Raw genomic sequence first — 13679 nt, 5'->3', positions numbered from 1 at the left:
ATTATCGGGCGCGTTCGTCCCGGACAGAAATCGGGAATCGGTATAACGATATGCTTCAGAGACCGAACACGGCCCGCAGCGTATCGTTGTGCACGATCACCGAGACGCCGATCACCAGCAGGATCAGCGGCAAGAGCGCGGTGCCGTAGCGCCGGATCGGCGCGCCCAGCAACGGATGCTCGACCAGCCATACCGCGCCGGCACACCACAGGCCGATCATCGCGACGAACACCAGCGAGATCAGTGCACCATCGCGGTGCGAATGACTCGCGTACAACGGCACATAGACGGCGATATTGTCCGAGCCGTTGGCGACGGCCACGCACGCCACTGTCCACCACGACGAGCCGTTGTTCGATACAGGCGTGCCGGCGACGGCGTGCGCTGCTGCTTCGTCGTCACGTGCGTTGCCGGGACCAAAGCGCGTCCATGCTTTGCTCAGACCCACACCGATCGGCAAGAAGCCGAGCAGACCGGCATAGCCGGCCGGCAAACGCGTCAACAACGCGGCGAGCAGGATCGACACCACGATCAGTGCTATCGAGCCGGCGAACTGGCCGGCGATCACGCGACGCCGGCGGCCGCGCGCTTCCGCAAGGAAGGCGAGCAGCACGAACAGGTTGTCCATGTTGGTGGCGGCGTAGGCCGCGACGGCGAGCAGGGCGAGACTGAGCATGCAGGAAAGCCGATCGGTACGGAGTGGAAGACGAAGCTGGACCATCAAGCTGGACCCAGGCGGAGGTGGCGGCAGCACCTTTAGGCAATGCGGCCGGTCAACACGATGCCGATGCGCGGCGTTGCGGTCAAGGCGTCGCGTTGTCTTGCCTGATGTTCGCACCGGTGTTTGGCGCCGTGCACGTGCCGCGCCGCCCCGGTGCCGATGGAGCGGGCCGTAAGCTACAATTGCCGACGGCCTGAAAAACGGAACATCAATGAAGATTCGGATTCTCTCTATCGCCTGCGTCACGACCGCTGCCGCGCTGCTGGCCGCCTGCACGGCCGTCTACAAGAACTCGGATGCGTGCGAGCAGTTGATGCGAAGCAAGCTGGCTGAAACGTCGTCGGATACGCTGAAGATCGCCCATACGGGCGCCGGCATCGACGGCTCGCGAGTGGTCGTCGAAGGGTCGATCGAGCATGTGATGACCGCGTCGGAAGTCGCGGCGGCCTCGGCAGCGTCCGCGGCTACAGCCGCTTCTGCCGCTTCTGCCGCGCGTGTGGCGAATGCGCCTCACGCGGCGTCGGGTGTGCGCGCGGCTTCCGCGGTGTCTGCCGCTTCGGAGGCATCGGCGAGTTTGGCTGCGTCGTCGGCTTCCGCGTCCGGGGCCGAGGCGGTCTCGCTCAAACCCGCCAAGCCGAAGAAGACCATCAAGGCCGCCGCCGCGGAGTGCACGTTCCACGGCTCGGCGCTGAACGTATTCAGCTGGCTGGCGCCGGAATCGCTGGCCGCGCCCGCCGATGGCGCCGCCAGCGAAGCCGAGGAGTAGCGTTTCCCGCCGCGCCTGGTTCTCCGGGCAGTGCTCCGCTTAGGCCCGGTGCTCAACGAGCACAGCCGGATCTGGCCGGACCCTGATCGATCTCAAGCCGCCGCCTACGCGTGGCGGCTTTTGTTTTCGCGTACCAGTTTCAGCATGCTTTCGCCGAACGCCTGCGGCCGTCCTTCGAAGCAACGTTCCACGGCCAGCATATCGATCAGGCGCTGCCGCAACGCGGTGCGTTCATCATGCTCGTCGATCATCCGCACGGCTGCCGTAACGTAAGCCTCGACGCTGTCGGTAGTGGTCCACGACGGCATGCCTACGCGCTCGAATAGCGCGCCGTCGATCTGCTCGAACACTTCCGGCCCGCGCTTGCAGATGCCGGGCAAGCCGAGCGTGAGCGCATCGACGATACCGTTGGTATTGCCGAACGGAAACGGGCTGAGGAACAGATCGGATTGATTGACGCGCGCCAGATAGGCCGCGTAATCGTGAAAACCGTGCGCGACGGTATCGGGTACCCAGGAAGCGGCCCGGCGTAGAATCTCTCGGTCTCGCAGGCGCTACGGCTTGTCACAGGACCAGACATGGAAATCAAGTGGATTGAAGACTTCATCGCGCTTGCCCGATATCAAAGCTTTTCACGGGCAGCGGAATTTCGGAATGTGACGCAGTCAGGGTTTAGTCGGCGAATCCAGTCGCTTGAGCAATGGGTGGGCGCTGACCTCATCGACCGGAGCAGCTTTCCTCCGACGCTAACGCCAGCGGGGCGACTGTTCCAGGAAGCAGCCGAAGACATACTCGAGAAGCTTTTCGATACGCGCGCCATCATCCGCACCGAGCAACGAATGGCCGGCAAAGGCTTGCAGATTGCGGCCGGCCACACCATCGCGCTGAGCTTTCTGCCTGCATGGCTGAAGACGCTCACCGCGCACTTTGGTGAGGTACGCGCTCGGGTTATTCCGACCAACGTGCACGATTCGATTCTGATGCTCGTCAACGGTAACTGCGAACTGATGTTTGCGTATCACCATCCAGAGTTGCCGCTGCATCTGGACCCGGCGCGATACCAGCATCTGACCGTAGGCGTCGACACGTTCATGCCGGTCTGCAGACCCAATGAACGCTCAGCCCCTGCGTTCCGGTTGCCGGGAACGGCGAACCGTCCACTGCCGCTCATCTCCTATACGGAAACCAGCTATTTCGGCCGGTGCCTTGCGTTACTGCTTGAGCAAGCAACTGCTGCCCCGGCGCTGCAGCTTCATTACGAATCGGACATGGCGGAAGTGCTGAAAAAACTCGTGATGGAAGGTGAAGGGGTCGCATGGCTGCCCAAAAGTTCCATCAGTACCGAACTCGAATCAGGCGAACTGGTGCCTGCCGGGCGCTCCGAATGGCATCTCGAGGTCGAGCTGCGCGTATACCGCGATGCCTCAAATCGCAGCGAGTTTCTGGAGAAGCTTTGGGGGCACATTCGCGCTGCTTCGCAGCCCTCCTGATGGGGTTTTCACGGGTTATGCGAAACTCGCATACGCGCATGCAGTAATAGCATCAACGTATTTTTGACGTTCCTTAACATCCGTCCATACACAAAAACCTGCTAAGTCAGCGACGTTTTTGCCATTCATGCGCCCGGTGATGCATCCCATCGCCGAGCGCCACTCTGGACGGATTCAAATGAAGAATCGCCTCACACTTTATATTTTTGTCGGCATGGTGCTCGGCGTTGTCGTCGGATACATCTGCCACCGGTCGGTCGCGGATGCCGCTGAAGCGAAGGCCATCGCCGGCTACTTTTCAATCATCACCGATATCTTTCTTCGCCTTGTGAAGATGATTATCGCGCCGCTGGTCTTTGCGACGTTGGTGTCTGGACTTTCCGGCATGGCGGGAACAAGCGACGTACGCCGAATCGGATTCAGGTCGGTGGGATGGTTCCTTTGCGCGTCTCTCCTCTCCCTCGCTCTCGGTCTTGTCCTGGCGAACCTGTTTCAGCCAGGCGCAGGGTTACATATGGTCCAGACAAGCGCCGATGTCACGACAGGTCTGAATACCGCTGGCCTGAACTTCAAGGACTTCGTAACCCATGCGTTTCCGACGAGCATCATCGATGCGATGGCCCGAAACGACATCCTTCAAATCCTTGTCTTTTCTGTACTGTTTGGGGTCGTGCTGAGCGTCATCAAGACCGATCCACGCGTGGCGCCGTTGATTGCAGGCGTAGATGCCCTGGTGCCCGCAATGCTGAAGCTGACCGACTACGTCATGCGCCTCGCGCCCATTGGTGTATTCGGCGCGCTCGCTGCAGCAATTACGGTACACGGCCTGGATGTATTGACCACTTATGGCAAGCTCATCGGCAGCTTCTATGTCGGTCTGGCGCTTCTTTGGACGCTTCTCATCATCGTTGGCTATTGCTTTCTCGGAAAGCAGATTTGGGCGCTGTTAAAGGCGGTTCGGGAGCCTGCGATGCTCGCTTTCTCGACGGCGAGCAGCGAAGCGGCTTACCCCCGCCTGACCGAAAAGCTTGAAGAGTTCGGGGTCGACAAAAAGGTTGTCGGGTTCACCTTGCCCCTTGGGTACGCATTCAATCTGGACGGTTCGATGATGTACCAGGCATTCGCTGCGATTTTCATCGCACAGGCTTTCGGCATTGATATGCCACTGGGTGCCCAAATCATGATGTTGCTGGTACTCATGATTAGCAGCAAGGGAATGGCAGGTGTCGCCCGAGGCTCGGTGGTCGTGGTTGCTGCTGTCGCACCGATGTTCCATTTGCCGCCGTCCGGAGTCGTGCTCATTCTCGCCATCGACCAGGTCCTTGACATGGGGCGAACCGCCACAAACGTGATTGGCAACAGCATCGCAACGGCCGTCATCGCGAAGTGGGAGGCCAAGCGCTCAGCCAGGCATGCGAAACGCGCCAGCGACACTGCTTTCGTTCAACTGCAAGGTGAGACGGAATGAGGGAAGTGAAGGAAAGGAACGTGCGCAAGTTCGGGGTCGTGGGTGGCCTGGGGCCTTTGGCAAGCGCGGACGTATTCTTCAAGCTCGTCAAATCGACTCCTGCTACCAGCGACGCGGAGCACTTCGACGTGGTATTCGAACAGCATCCGTTCGGGAGTTTGGGTACTGGGACTGAGGCCACGACGCAACGCAAGCTGTATATCTTCGACCTGATTGGCCGCTTCGAGAAGCAAGGCGTGACGACGGTCGTGCTTCCTTGCTTCCTCAGTCACACGTTCATCGACGAGCTGAAGGCAAATTCACCGCTTCAGATTGTCAACATGGTTGAGGCTGTTCGCAGTCACGTTCGGCGAAAATTTCCTACCGCGCGTCGAATCGGTGTGCTGGCGTCCGATTACACGCGTAGGAAAGGTTTGTTTGAGAAATATTTTGCACCGCCTGAGTTTGAGGTTGTCTATCCCCGCCACCGGGAGAGCCTGGACCTCGTCACAGAAGCCGTATATGGGTCTGAGGGCGTTAAGAGCGGGAACCTGAGCGGCCTACCGGTGAAGCTTTTGCGCGAGGCGTGTGAGGACCTCATCTCGCAGGGCGTCAACATCATTGTCCCGGGTCTGACCGAAATCGCTCTGGTAGCCGAGGAGATTGGTCCGCTGCAGGTGCCGCTACTCGATTCGAATCTGGCCTATGCGCAATACGTAGTATCGGGTCAGTTTTCTTCGCCCGAAACGCTGTTCAAGGTCGGTGTAGTCGGTGGGGTTGGACCAGCGGCAACCGTCGATTTCATCCATAAGATAGTGCGCAACACGCCCGCTAAACGGGACCAGGACCACATCAAACTGTTGGTCGAGCAGAACCCGCAGATTCCGGACCGCACAGAAAGCCTGATTGGCGATGGACCTGACCCGACCATCTCCCTTTACGCGACATGCAAGAAGCTCGAAGCCGGAGATGCGGACATCATTGCTATCCCATGTAACACTGCTCACGCGTTCGTCGAGCGTATCCAGCCCTATCTCGGCATACCTATCGTGAACATGCTGACGGTTACTGTCCGCTACCTTCGCGAGACCTTTCCCTCGCTGCGTTCAGTCGGCGTGCTGGCGACCTCGGGTACGGTCGAAAGCGGTGTATACAAAAAGGCGCTCTCCTCACAAGGGTTAACGCAGGTCGTTCCGGGCCCGGCTTTGCAGGCGCGAGTAATGGATGCAATTTATGGCAAGGAAGGCGTGAAAGCAGGATTCACGACCGGGCGATGCCAGTCTGATATCGCTGCTGCGATAGATGGACTCATTTCCCAGGGCGTAGAAGTCGTCATCCTTGGCTGCACCGAGTTGCCGCTACTGCTTCCGCGGGCGGATTTCGTCGGTACGAGTGGCACATCGGTCCGCCTGGTGGACCCTACAGACGTACTTGCCCGGCAGTGCGTTGCATACGCAACTGCAGCATCGGGATCGCACCGCCCATAAGCGACCGAGCGAATCATTCTTTCCCCCGACCTGTGGTGTACACGGGCGTCGGGTGTTGCACTTCGTCCAAATTTTTGCCTATTAAGGATAGCTATGCTTATGGCCATCGAACGCATCGAACACGACCTTCTCGGCGACCTCGCCGTACCAGCGGCAGCCTACTATGGCGTCCACACGCTGCGCGCACTCAAGAATTTCCCCATCACAGGAATTCCTATTTCGGCTTATCCGAATCTCATCAACGCGCTTGCGAACGTTAAAGAGGCGGCTGCGCTAGCGAATTACGACCTTGGGCTTCTCAGCGAGGTCAAAATGTCGGCTATTGTGCAAGCCTGCAGGCAGGTCCGTTCCGGTATCGCACACGAGCACTTTGTCGTTGACGTCATTCAGGGCGGTGCCGGCACCTCAACCAACATGAACGCGAATGAGGTGATTGCCAATCTTGCTCTTGAGCACCTCGGGCACGAACGAGGCGAGTACCACATCCTTCATCCCAATGAGGACGTCAACCTCGGGCAAAGCACGAACGATGTATACCCGACTGCATTGAAAATCGCGACGTACGCGGGAATCATGCAACTGGTAGACGCAATGGCCGTGCTTCGAGCATCGTTCGAACGGAAGGCCGAAGAGTTCAGGGACGACCTGAAAATGGGGCGAACTCAACTGCAGGATGCAGTTCCCATGACGTTGGGACAGGAGTTCAGCACGTTTGCTGTCATGCTCGGCGAAGACGAGGAGCGTCTCAGGGAAGCATCGAAGTTGATTTGTGAGATTAACCTGGGCGCAACAGCCATTGGAACGGGCATCAACACTCATCCCGAGTATGCGCAACTCGTATGCCGTCACCTGAGCAACGTAACCGGTATTCCGTTGACTACGTCTCCAAACCTGGTCGAAGCGACGCAGGATGTCGGGTCATTTGTGCAACTGTCTGGTGTGTTGAAGCGCGTTGCGGTGAAGCTTTCGAAGACGTGCAACGACCTCCGGCTCCTTTCAAGCGGCCCCCGCGCAGGTCTTGGGGAAATCAATCTGCCACCGGTTCAGGCCGGCTCCAGCATCATGCCGGGCAAGGTCAACCCGGTCATACCCGAGGTCGTCAATCAGATAGCGTTTGAGGTCATCGGTAATGATGTGACCGTCAGCTTTGCCGCAGAGGCCGGGCAGCTTCAACTCAACGCGTTCGAGCCAATCATCGCGCACAGCCTCTTCAAGAGTGTCGCCCATCTGCGGGCAGGATGTTTGACGCTGGCGTCCAGATGTGTCGACGGAATCACAGCCAATCGGGACCGGCTGCGGTCAATCGTCGAAAATTCGATTGGAATCGTGACAGCGCTTAACCCATACATTGGGTATACGCATGCGACGGAGGTTGCACAGGAAGCCCTTGCATCCGGTCGAAGCGTGGCGGAGATAGTGATTAGCAAAGGGCTATTGAGTCAATCTCAGCTCAACGAGATTTTGCAGCCCGCCATGCTGACCCAGCCGAGGAAAGCCGCGTCGGCTGCTTAAAGAATAGTCAACCGGGGCGCGTGGCTCGCTCCGGTCATCGACTTTAAGTTCCGGTGGATGTAACTGGTTGCCACTGGCGCTACTTGTGTGCCTTTCGACTTCTGTCGCTCACGCGTCATTGCGCGGCGGCTACGCTCGATGTCTCGTCCACAATGAGAAGCCGTCGCTACTCGTGAATGTTGTTCACTGGACGGAAACATTATCTCGCGGTGCACCGACTTCAAGCAGTCCCACTCCGACAGTGTCCGCAAAGACCGCGCCCAGACGCATTCGGCAAGGCAGCTTTGTTGAGTGAAAGAATTCCGACCGAGGCGCCTGGAGCAAGTCTCACGGAGCCTTGGTACGCTTCGTCATATTGTCCGCCGGTAACATGCCCGGCAAGGCCTCGACAAAAAAATCTGCTTGCAATGCAGCCCCAGCCTGCACGTCGTACTGCGCAAAGTCGCGCACACCGGCTGCCAGCAGGACTTCGTCGTCGAGGAAGAAGTTTCCCGAACACTCTTTGGCTGGGCGCGTCAGGATATAGTGGGCCGCGTCGGCGACTATCTCAGGCTTGCGACACGCTGCAATCATTTTCGCGCCGCCAATCTCGTTTCGCACAGCAGCAGTCGCGATGGCAGTTCTGGGCCATAGTGAATTGACCGCGACACCACGGTCCTTGAACTCGCCGGCAAGCGCCAAGGTGAACAGGCTCATCGTGTATTTTGCAATGGTGTATGCCGGAAAGTCGCTAAACCACTTCGCGTCACTGACCAATGGCGGTGACAGCGTGAGGATGTGCGGGTTCGACGAATTGAGGAGGTGAGGCAGGCACGCTTGCGCGCACACGAACGTGCCTCTGCCATTGACCCCATGCATCAGGTCGTACCGTTTGACGGGTGTGTCAAGTGTTCCAGTCAGTCGAATGGCGCTGGCATTGTTCACGAGGATATCGATGCCACCGAACAACCCAACGGTCTCGGCAACTGCGGCTTTCACGCGTTCTTCGTCGCGAATATCCACAACGAGCGGGAGCGCCTTGCCACCAGCAGCTTCAACAGCGGCAGCCGCCGTATAAATCGTACCCTCGAGACGCGGGTCTGGGTCGGCGGTCTTCGCGGCAATCACGACATTCGCGCCGTCGCGTGCGGCTTTAAGTGCAATCGCGAGTCCGATGCCGCGACTGCCGCCGGACATGAAAAGTGTCTTGCCAGCAAGGCTCATGGTTGTCTCCTGATGATTCACAACAGCATACGCTTCTGCGGTCATTGGAGCGCTGGGGTCAGTGCAGACGGTGACAATGACCAGCAGATGCCGTCCGGTTAGAGCGCGCTTGCGGATAAACGCGTCTTTCGGACGGACGAACGTGGAGAGACCGAAGCCCAGCAGGAGCGTTTGGATAAATGCGGAGGTGACCGCAATGTTGCTCCCCGCGTTGTGAGTTCTGAAACCGGATGTTTCGGGCAGCGCCAGTTGATGCGGCGCGGTCAAGCCACGTCACGCGCGCCCGGTTGAAACAACGACCGCGCGTACGTGAACAAATTCCGTCGAATGTTGCGTGGGTCACATAAGGGTGCAGGCCTGGTCGAAATCGAGGCGCGGGCCGCGCGGGTACAGAGTAGAAGCATCGCCGTAGCCCAGGTTGCACAAGAAGTTCGATTTGAGGTGTCCTTCCGGGAAGAACTCTTCGTCGGTGCCCCGGTCGCTTTTCCCCGCTGCGAAAAATTCCTCGTCGACTTTCGCGTTATCGAAGCCGGACATCGGCCCGCAATCGAGCCCCAGTGCACGAGCGGCGAGAATCAGATACGCGCCCTGCAGAGAGGAATTGCGCTTGGCGGTCGTGTCGACCAGTTCCGGCGCACTGGCGAAGTGGTCGCGCATGCCGGGGTTGTGCGGAAAAAGCGTGGGCAGCTTTTCGTAAAAATTCAGGTCGTAGGCGATGATGGCCGTCACAGGGGCGCTTATCACCTTGTCTACGTTCCCCGGGGAGAGGGCTGGCACCAGCCGTTCCTTGGCCTCTTTCGTGCGGAGGAAAACGATTCTTGCGGGGTTGCAGTTGGCGCTGGTGGGAGCCCACTTCATGAGGTCATAAAGTTGCCGCAGTGTTTCATCGGCGACCGGTTGGTTCAGCCACGCACTATGCGTGCGTGCTTCACGGAACAGAAGATTGAGCCCGTCATCATTCAGTATGTTGTTCATGAAACCTCCTCGAATGGGAAGACGGCGGTGACCACGCACGGTGCGCTCCCGCATAACAGAATTGTAGTTGCAGCTCCCGCGTTTATTCTGTCGAGTCCGACAGGAGTAGCCACCGACCGCTTCGGTGGTTCGTCTTCCTCTCTCTTGATCATTTGCTCGTTCTTCCGGCACCATCACCGCGTTCGGGCCGAAAAATGTCGTCAAGGAGCAAGCATTTGTGTTCGTCTCGCGCTAGGCTAATACCGCGTGGGCAAGCGCTCGACCCTGAATCTTCCGGGCCGCGCCGCGCTCGACCAATAATCAGACAGCGCCGGATAGGTTCAGGCGCGCAGCGGAGACATCATGAGCGCAGGTTTTCAACACCCGTTCCCCGCGTCCGCGCGAAGTGTCGAGCGCGGAAAAATTGTGACGGCCCGGGAAGCGGTGCAGCTCATACATCCCGGAGACACTGTTGCCACCAGCGGCTTTGTGGGGATTGGCTTTGCGGAAGAAGTGGCTGTCGCGCTTGAGCAGCTCTTCCTTGAGAGCAAGGTGGCCGGCGCTCCATCGATTTTCGACCTGACTTTGGTCTACGCAGCCGGACAGGGTGATGGGAAGACAAAAGGTTTGAACCATTTCGCCCACGACGGTTTGGTGCGCAGGGTGGTCGGCGGCCATTGGGGGCTTGTTCCAGGTTTGCAGCAGTTGGCCATAGAAGGGCGTATCGAAGCGTACAACCTCCCGCAAGGGGTGATTTCCCACCTGTTTCGGGACATTGCGGCGCACAAACCTGGACACCTTTCGACCATTGGCCTGGGCACGTTCGTCGACCCGCGGCACGGCGGAGGGAAGTTGAACGCAAGGACGACCGAAGACCTGGTAAGCCTGATAACGGTTGGCGGAAGCGAATACCTGTTTTACAAGACGTTTCCGATAAACGTGGCAATTGTCCGGGGTACGACCGCCGATGCCAGCGGCAACATCACGATGGAAAAGGAGGCACTGACGTTGGAGGCGCTATCCATTGCGATGGCGGCCCGTAACTCGGGAGGCATCGTTATCGCGCAGGTTGAACGCGTGGCTGATGCGAACAGCTTGAGTCCCCGGGAGGTCAAGATTCCCGGAATCATGGTCGATTGCGTGGTGGTTGCGAAGACTGAGAACCATTGGCAGACGTTCGCCGAACCATATAGTCCGGCGTACTCGAGCGAATTGAGGGTTGCAGCGAGTTCCATCCCGTCCATGCCCATGAGTGAGCGCAAAGTCATTGCGAGGCGCGCAGCGTTCGAACTGATGGCCAATGGCGTCGTGAACCTGGGTATCGGCATGCCCGAAGGAATCGCCAGCGTTGCAAACGAAGAACAGGTCATCGACCTCTTTACGATGACAACGGAACCAGGCGTTATCGGCGGCATTCCGGCAGGCGGACTGAACTTCGGCGCAGCAACCAACACACAGGCCATCATCGACCAGCCCTACCAGTTCGACTTCTACGACGGCGGAGGGCTGGACATTGCTTTCCTTGGTCTTGCCCAGGCAGACAGGCAGGGCAATCTTAATGTGAGCAAGTTCGGTCCCAAACTGGCTGGTGCGGGAGGGTTTATCAATATCAGCCAGAGCGCCAAAAAGGTGGTGTTCGTCGGCACGTTCAACGCCGGGAAGCAGGAAATTGCCATTCAAAACGGCACGGTGAAAATCCTCAGGGAAGGTATATGTCAGAAGTTCGTCGACTCCGTTGAGCACCGGACCTTCAGCGGGGAGTATGCAGTAAGTAGAGGGCAATCCGTGCTCTATATAACGGAGCGCTGCGTGTTCCAGCTCACTCGCGACGGCGTTGAGCTGGTTGAGGTTGCACCGGGCATTGACGTCAAAGGTGACATCATTTCGCAGATGGGCTTTACGCCGGTCATCAAAACGCCGCCTCGGGTAATGGACGCGCGCATTTTCCGCGACGTGCCGATGGGCCTGCGGGCCACTCTGCTCAGCCTGCGGCTGAGCGAACGATTCAGCTACGACTCCACGAAGAATATGTTCTTCATCAACTTTGAGGGACATGAGGTTAGAAGCGTGGATGACGTCGAGGCCATCCGGTCACAGGTGGAGTCAAACTTGTCGGGCCTTGGGGTGAAGCCATACGCCATAGTCAACTACGACAACTTCTCCATCCGTCCCGAAGTTATCGACGCGTATTCAGACATGGTGACGGACTTGGTGAATCGCTTTTATTCCGGCGTTACCAGGTATACGACTAGCAGCTTCCTCAGAATGAAGCTCGGGGATGCGTTGCAACGGCGAAGCGTTGCATCTTATATCTACGAAAGCCCTGAAGAAGCCAAGGCGCATGCAGAGTGACCCGGCTCTCCCCTGTTCATCAGCGACGGCGGCCCCAGCCTTCATCCAGAATGAAGGTGCCGCCGCCGCAGGCAGTCTGGGTGCGTTAGGCCTGGAAGCTGAAGGTTTCGTGCGCCGCGACGTCACGTGCCTCGAAGTAGGGCAAAAGCCCTGTATTCGGATGGCAGTTCACGTACTGGACGTCGAGTTCGCCCTCTGCATCCGTGTCAAAGTCACCCGACGAGTTGGTGCTCTTCGACGCAGACTTGTGCTTTGCGGTCATCGTGGGCTCCGGGAATCTCTCAGTGGGGCGACGTGAAATTGAACGACAGGGACAATCAGCCCCGGTTGCCCATTGAGTCGAGTGAGTAGCGCGCAAGGTGGATTTCGCTGCGAGACCAACGAGTGTTAATTTTGTTTTACGACATCAGTGTGTCCATCAGTCGCCGATGTTCGTTGCCATCTGGCGCAAACCGGATAACGAAACTCGGCTGGACCATCAGAGCGGGCCGCGAATCGTTGCTACTGAAACACCTTTCTTTGAAATTGCCAGACATGGTCAGTCCGACGTCCGTGTGTGGGTCGATATTGTGTTGGCGTCAACACGCAATCGGAAAGAAGTCGGGCAACGGTGATGTCCAATCAACCATGACGTTGCGGGTGACCAGGACATGACGGCAGAAATCACGGCGTCGCCGGAGGCCGTGGCGCTTGAGCGCGTCGCTGACGCCGCACGGGAAGTGCAGGCAGCGTCGGCTGCGCTGGAAAAGCATTTTGATGGCAATGGAGTTGTGCAAACGTCGACGCTTGAACTCGCGCGGTTTGCCGCCACGCAGGAACTGCGCGATGCGCGTGAGGAATTCGACCGCCTGCTTTCGCATAAGCGGCAGCAATGATTCGTCCCGTCTGTGTCGTCCTGGTCGGCGGTTGGCAGCATGTCCATTCGCAACGCACACAAGCGTTTGGCGAGCGCGTCATGAATCCTTCCGCCAGTCTGAATCCTCGCACCGCTCCAGCTCAGGTTGAAGGGTGGTCGGGCTGACTGGCAAAAAGAGGCGCTTGACTTTCGTTTATCGTGATGCGCAGGCTGCCCGGTGCTCAGGGGCAAAAGCGGCACGTCTGCTGATTCCGGTGTCGATTAACGAACGGACCTTACAACCAGGACAACCAGGACGGCTTGGGCTATTGCGACTCGACTGCGTCGAGGCGCGCCTGCGCCGTCTCATCAGGGTACTGGCGCTGATACGCGTCGAACAGGTGCGAGCAGAGTTGCGCCAGCGCAGCAAGATGTACCGCCTGGTCGGCATGCTCTACCTCTCCTGCGTTCAGCAAGTCGTCGAGGACCGGGGCGAGACGGCGCAGTTGCCGGAAAGTGGCGTCGTCAAGTTTCATGTTGGACTTCCTGTCTTCAGCCGATACGGCTCATGCCGCACGGACTTGGCTCACGGCTTTCCCTGTGGCCGTCCTGTGTCGCCGGAGGGACCTGTTGGCAGCCCCGAAGGCGCTTTTTGATGTCTTTACCTGGGAGGGACACATAACACCCGGGCAGGTACGGATAGTGCCAGCGCTCGCAGCGAAGGCTCGCGGCTTGCACACCAAAAAGCGTTACGGCTTACCACGGCTGGAGTCGCCAGGGTCCGCATGTTCGGGCTTAACAACCCTTCTCCGAGCGAGCGCATGGTGCTCGTGGTGCACCCTGGCGGCCAATGCCTTGTTTGACATCGTAAAGCATCAGAGCGAGAGGCGCGAATTGCGGTCTTCGTGCCCT

At 58.6% G+C, this 13679-nt stretch carries 12 protein-coding genes and 1 pseudogene; 7 read left to right on the top strand and 6 right to left on the bottom strand.

Annotation, left to right across the window (positions count from 1 at the left end; all coding sequences use genetic code 11):
- Nucleotides 1-55 precede the first annotated feature (55 nt).
- On the bottom strand, nt 56-676 hold the full coding sequence (locus AC3WOG_RS14455; protein ID WP_492578637.1) for a cadmium resistance transporter: 621 nt from the start codon (nt 674-676) through the stop codon (nt 56-58).
- Between the two features lie 256 nt (nt 677-932).
- Here AC3WOG_RS14455 and AC3WOG_RS14450 point away from each other — a divergent pair, with 256 nt between their 5' ends.
- Nucleotides 933-1487, top strand: coding sequence for a hypothetical protein (locus AC3WOG_RS14450; protein ID WP_492578636.1), 555 nt, complete (start codon nt 933-935; stop codon nt 1485-1487).
- 104 nt (nt 1488-1591) lie between these two features.
- Here AC3WOG_RS14450 and AC3WOG_RS14445 read toward each other — a convergent pair.
- A pseudogene (locus tag AC3WOG_RS14445) lies at nt 1592-2029 on the bottom strand (glycosyl transferase family 1); the annotation flags it as partial.
- 36 nt (nt 2030-2065) lie between these two features.
- Here AC3WOG_RS14445 and AC3WOG_RS14440 point away from each other — a divergent pair.
- From AC3WOG_RS14440 to aspA, 4 genes are all read left to right on the top strand, one after another.
- Entirely contained in the window at nt 2066-2977 is a 912-nt protein-coding gene (locus AC3WOG_RS14440; RefSeq protein ID WP_492578635.1) for a LysR substrate-binding domain-containing protein, read from the top strand.
- A gap of 178 nt (nt 2978-3155) precedes the next feature.
- Nucleotides 3156-4445, top strand: a complete 1290-nt coding sequence (locus AC3WOG_RS14435; protein ID WP_492578634.1) for a dicarboxylate/amino acid:cation symporter — start codon at nt 3156-3158, stop codon at nt 4443-4445.
- Complete coding sequence (gene cuyB / locus AC3WOG_RS14430; RefSeq protein ID WP_492578633.1) at nt 4442-5911, top strand: cysteate racemase; 1470 nt, start codon at nt 4442-4444, stop codon at nt 5909-5911. The genes AC3WOG_RS14435 and cuyB overlap by 4 nt, the downstream gene beginning before the upstream one ends.
- A gap of 93 nt (nt 5912-6004) precedes the next feature.
- On the top strand, nt 6005-7423 hold the full coding sequence (aspA, locus tag AC3WOG_RS14425) for an aspartate ammonia-lyase (protein ID WP_492578632.1): 1419 nt from the start codon (nt 6005-6007) through the stop codon (nt 7421-7423).
- Between the two features lie 327 nt (nt 7424-7750).
- Here the strand turns inward: aspA and AC3WOG_RS14420 are convergent, their stop codons facing one another.
- Both AC3WOG_RS14420 and AC3WOG_RS14415 read right to left on the bottom strand, forming a co-directional pair.
- Nucleotides 7751-8626, bottom strand: coding sequence for an SDR family oxidoreductase (locus AC3WOG_RS14420; protein WP_492579806.1), 876 nt, complete (start codon nt 8624-8626; stop codon nt 7751-7753).
- A 339-nt stretch (nt 8627-8965) separates the two neighbouring features.
- Entirely contained in the window at nt 8966-9601 is a 636-nt protein-coding gene (locus AC3WOG_RS14415) for a malonic semialdehyde reductase (protein WP_492578631.1), read from the bottom strand.
- Between the two features lie 342 nt (nt 9602-9943).
- On the opposite strand from AC3WOG_RS14415, the gene AC3WOG_RS14410 reads away from it, so the two are divergent.
- The gene (locus tag AC3WOG_RS14410) at nt 9944-11932 is read left to right on the top strand and encodes an acyl CoA:acetate/3-ketoacid CoA transferase (protein ID WP_492578630.1); all 1989 of its coding nucleotides are present in this window, start codon (nt 9944-9946) and stop codon (nt 11930-11932) included.
- An 85-nt stretch (nt 11933-12017) separates the two neighbouring features.
- Here AC3WOG_RS14410 and AC3WOG_RS14405 read toward each other — a convergent pair whose 3' ends face one another.
- Nucleotides 12018-12194 (bottom strand): hypothetical protein, encoded by a 177-nt coding sequence (locus AC3WOG_RS14405; RefSeq protein WP_492578629.1) that lies wholly within the window; start codon nt 12192-12194, stop codon nt 12018-12020.
- A gap of 388 nt (nt 12195-12582) precedes the next feature.
- Between AC3WOG_RS14405 and AC3WOG_RS14400 the strand changes: the two genes are divergently transcribed.
- Nucleotides 12583-12807 carry a hypothetical protein gene (locus tag AC3WOG_RS14400; RefSeq protein WP_492578628.1) on the top strand — a complete coding sequence of 75 codons (225 nt, stop codon included), beginning with the start codon at nt 12583-12585 and terminating at the stop codon, nt 12805-12807.
- A gap of 286 nt (nt 12808-13093) precedes the next feature.
- On the opposite strand, the gene AC3WOG_RS14395 is transcribed toward AC3WOG_RS14400, so the two are convergent.
- A complete protein-coding gene (locus tag AC3WOG_RS14395) occupies nt 13094-13303 on the bottom strand; it encodes a hypothetical protein (protein WP_492578627.1) in 210 nt (69 codons plus the stop codon).
- Nucleotides 13304-13679 lie beyond the last annotated feature (376 nt).

The sequence above is a fragment of the Paraburkholderia sp. FW306-02-B genome, from assembly GCF_058782725.1.
Note: the sequence above shows the minus strand (reverse complement) of the source record. Positions and strands in the feature narration are given on the sequence as shown.

Excerpts from the sequence above, each read along its gene's own strand:
- AC3WOG_RS14455 (WP_492578637.1), bottom strand. The coding sequence starts at position 676 with ATGCTCAGTCTCGCCCTGCTCGCCGTCGCGGCCTACGCCGCCACCAAC.
- AC3WOG_RS14450 (WP_492578636.1), top strand. The coding sequence starts at position 933 with ATGAAGATTCGGATTCTCTCTATCGCCTGCGTCACGACCGCTGCCGCG.
- AC3WOG_RS14440 (WP_492578635.1), top strand. The coding sequence starts at position 2,066 with ATGGAAATCAAGTGGATTGAAGACTTCATCGCGCTTGCCCGATATCAA.
- AC3WOG_RS14435 (WP_492578634.1), top strand. The coding sequence starts at position 3,156 with ATGAAGAATCGCCTCACACTTTATATTTTTGTCGGCATGGTGCTCGGC.
- cuyB (WP_492578633.1), top strand. The coding sequence starts at position 4,442 with ATGAGGGAAGTGAAGGAAAGGAACGTGCGCAAGTTCGGGGTCGTGGGT.
- aspA (WP_492578632.1), top strand. The coding sequence starts at position 6,005 with ATGCTTATGGCCATCGAACGCATCGAACACGACCTTCTCGGCGACCTC.
- AC3WOG_RS14420 (WP_492579806.1), bottom strand. The coding sequence starts at position 8,626 with ATGAGCCTTGCTGGCAAGACACTTTTCATGTCCGGCGGCAGTCGCGGC.
- AC3WOG_RS14415 (WP_492578631.1), bottom strand. The coding sequence starts at position 9,601 with ATGAACAACATACTGAATGATGACGGGCTCAATCTTCTGTTCCGTGAA.
- AC3WOG_RS14410 (WP_492578630.1), top strand. The coding sequence starts at position 9,944 with ATGAGCGCAGGTTTTCAACACCCGTTCCCCGCGTCCGCGCGAAGTGTC.
- AC3WOG_RS14405 (WP_492578629.1), bottom strand. The coding sequence starts at position 12,194 with ATGACCGCAAAGCACAAGTCTGCGTCGAAGAGCACCAACTCGTCGGGT.
- AC3WOG_RS14400 (WP_492578628.1), top strand. The coding sequence starts at position 12,583 with ATGACGGCAGAAATCACGGCGTCGCCGGAGGCCGTGGCGCTTGAGCGC.
- AC3WOG_RS14395 (WP_492578627.1), bottom strand. The coding sequence starts at position 13,303 with ATGAAACTTGACGACGCCACTTTCCGGCAACTGCGCCGTCTCGCCCCG.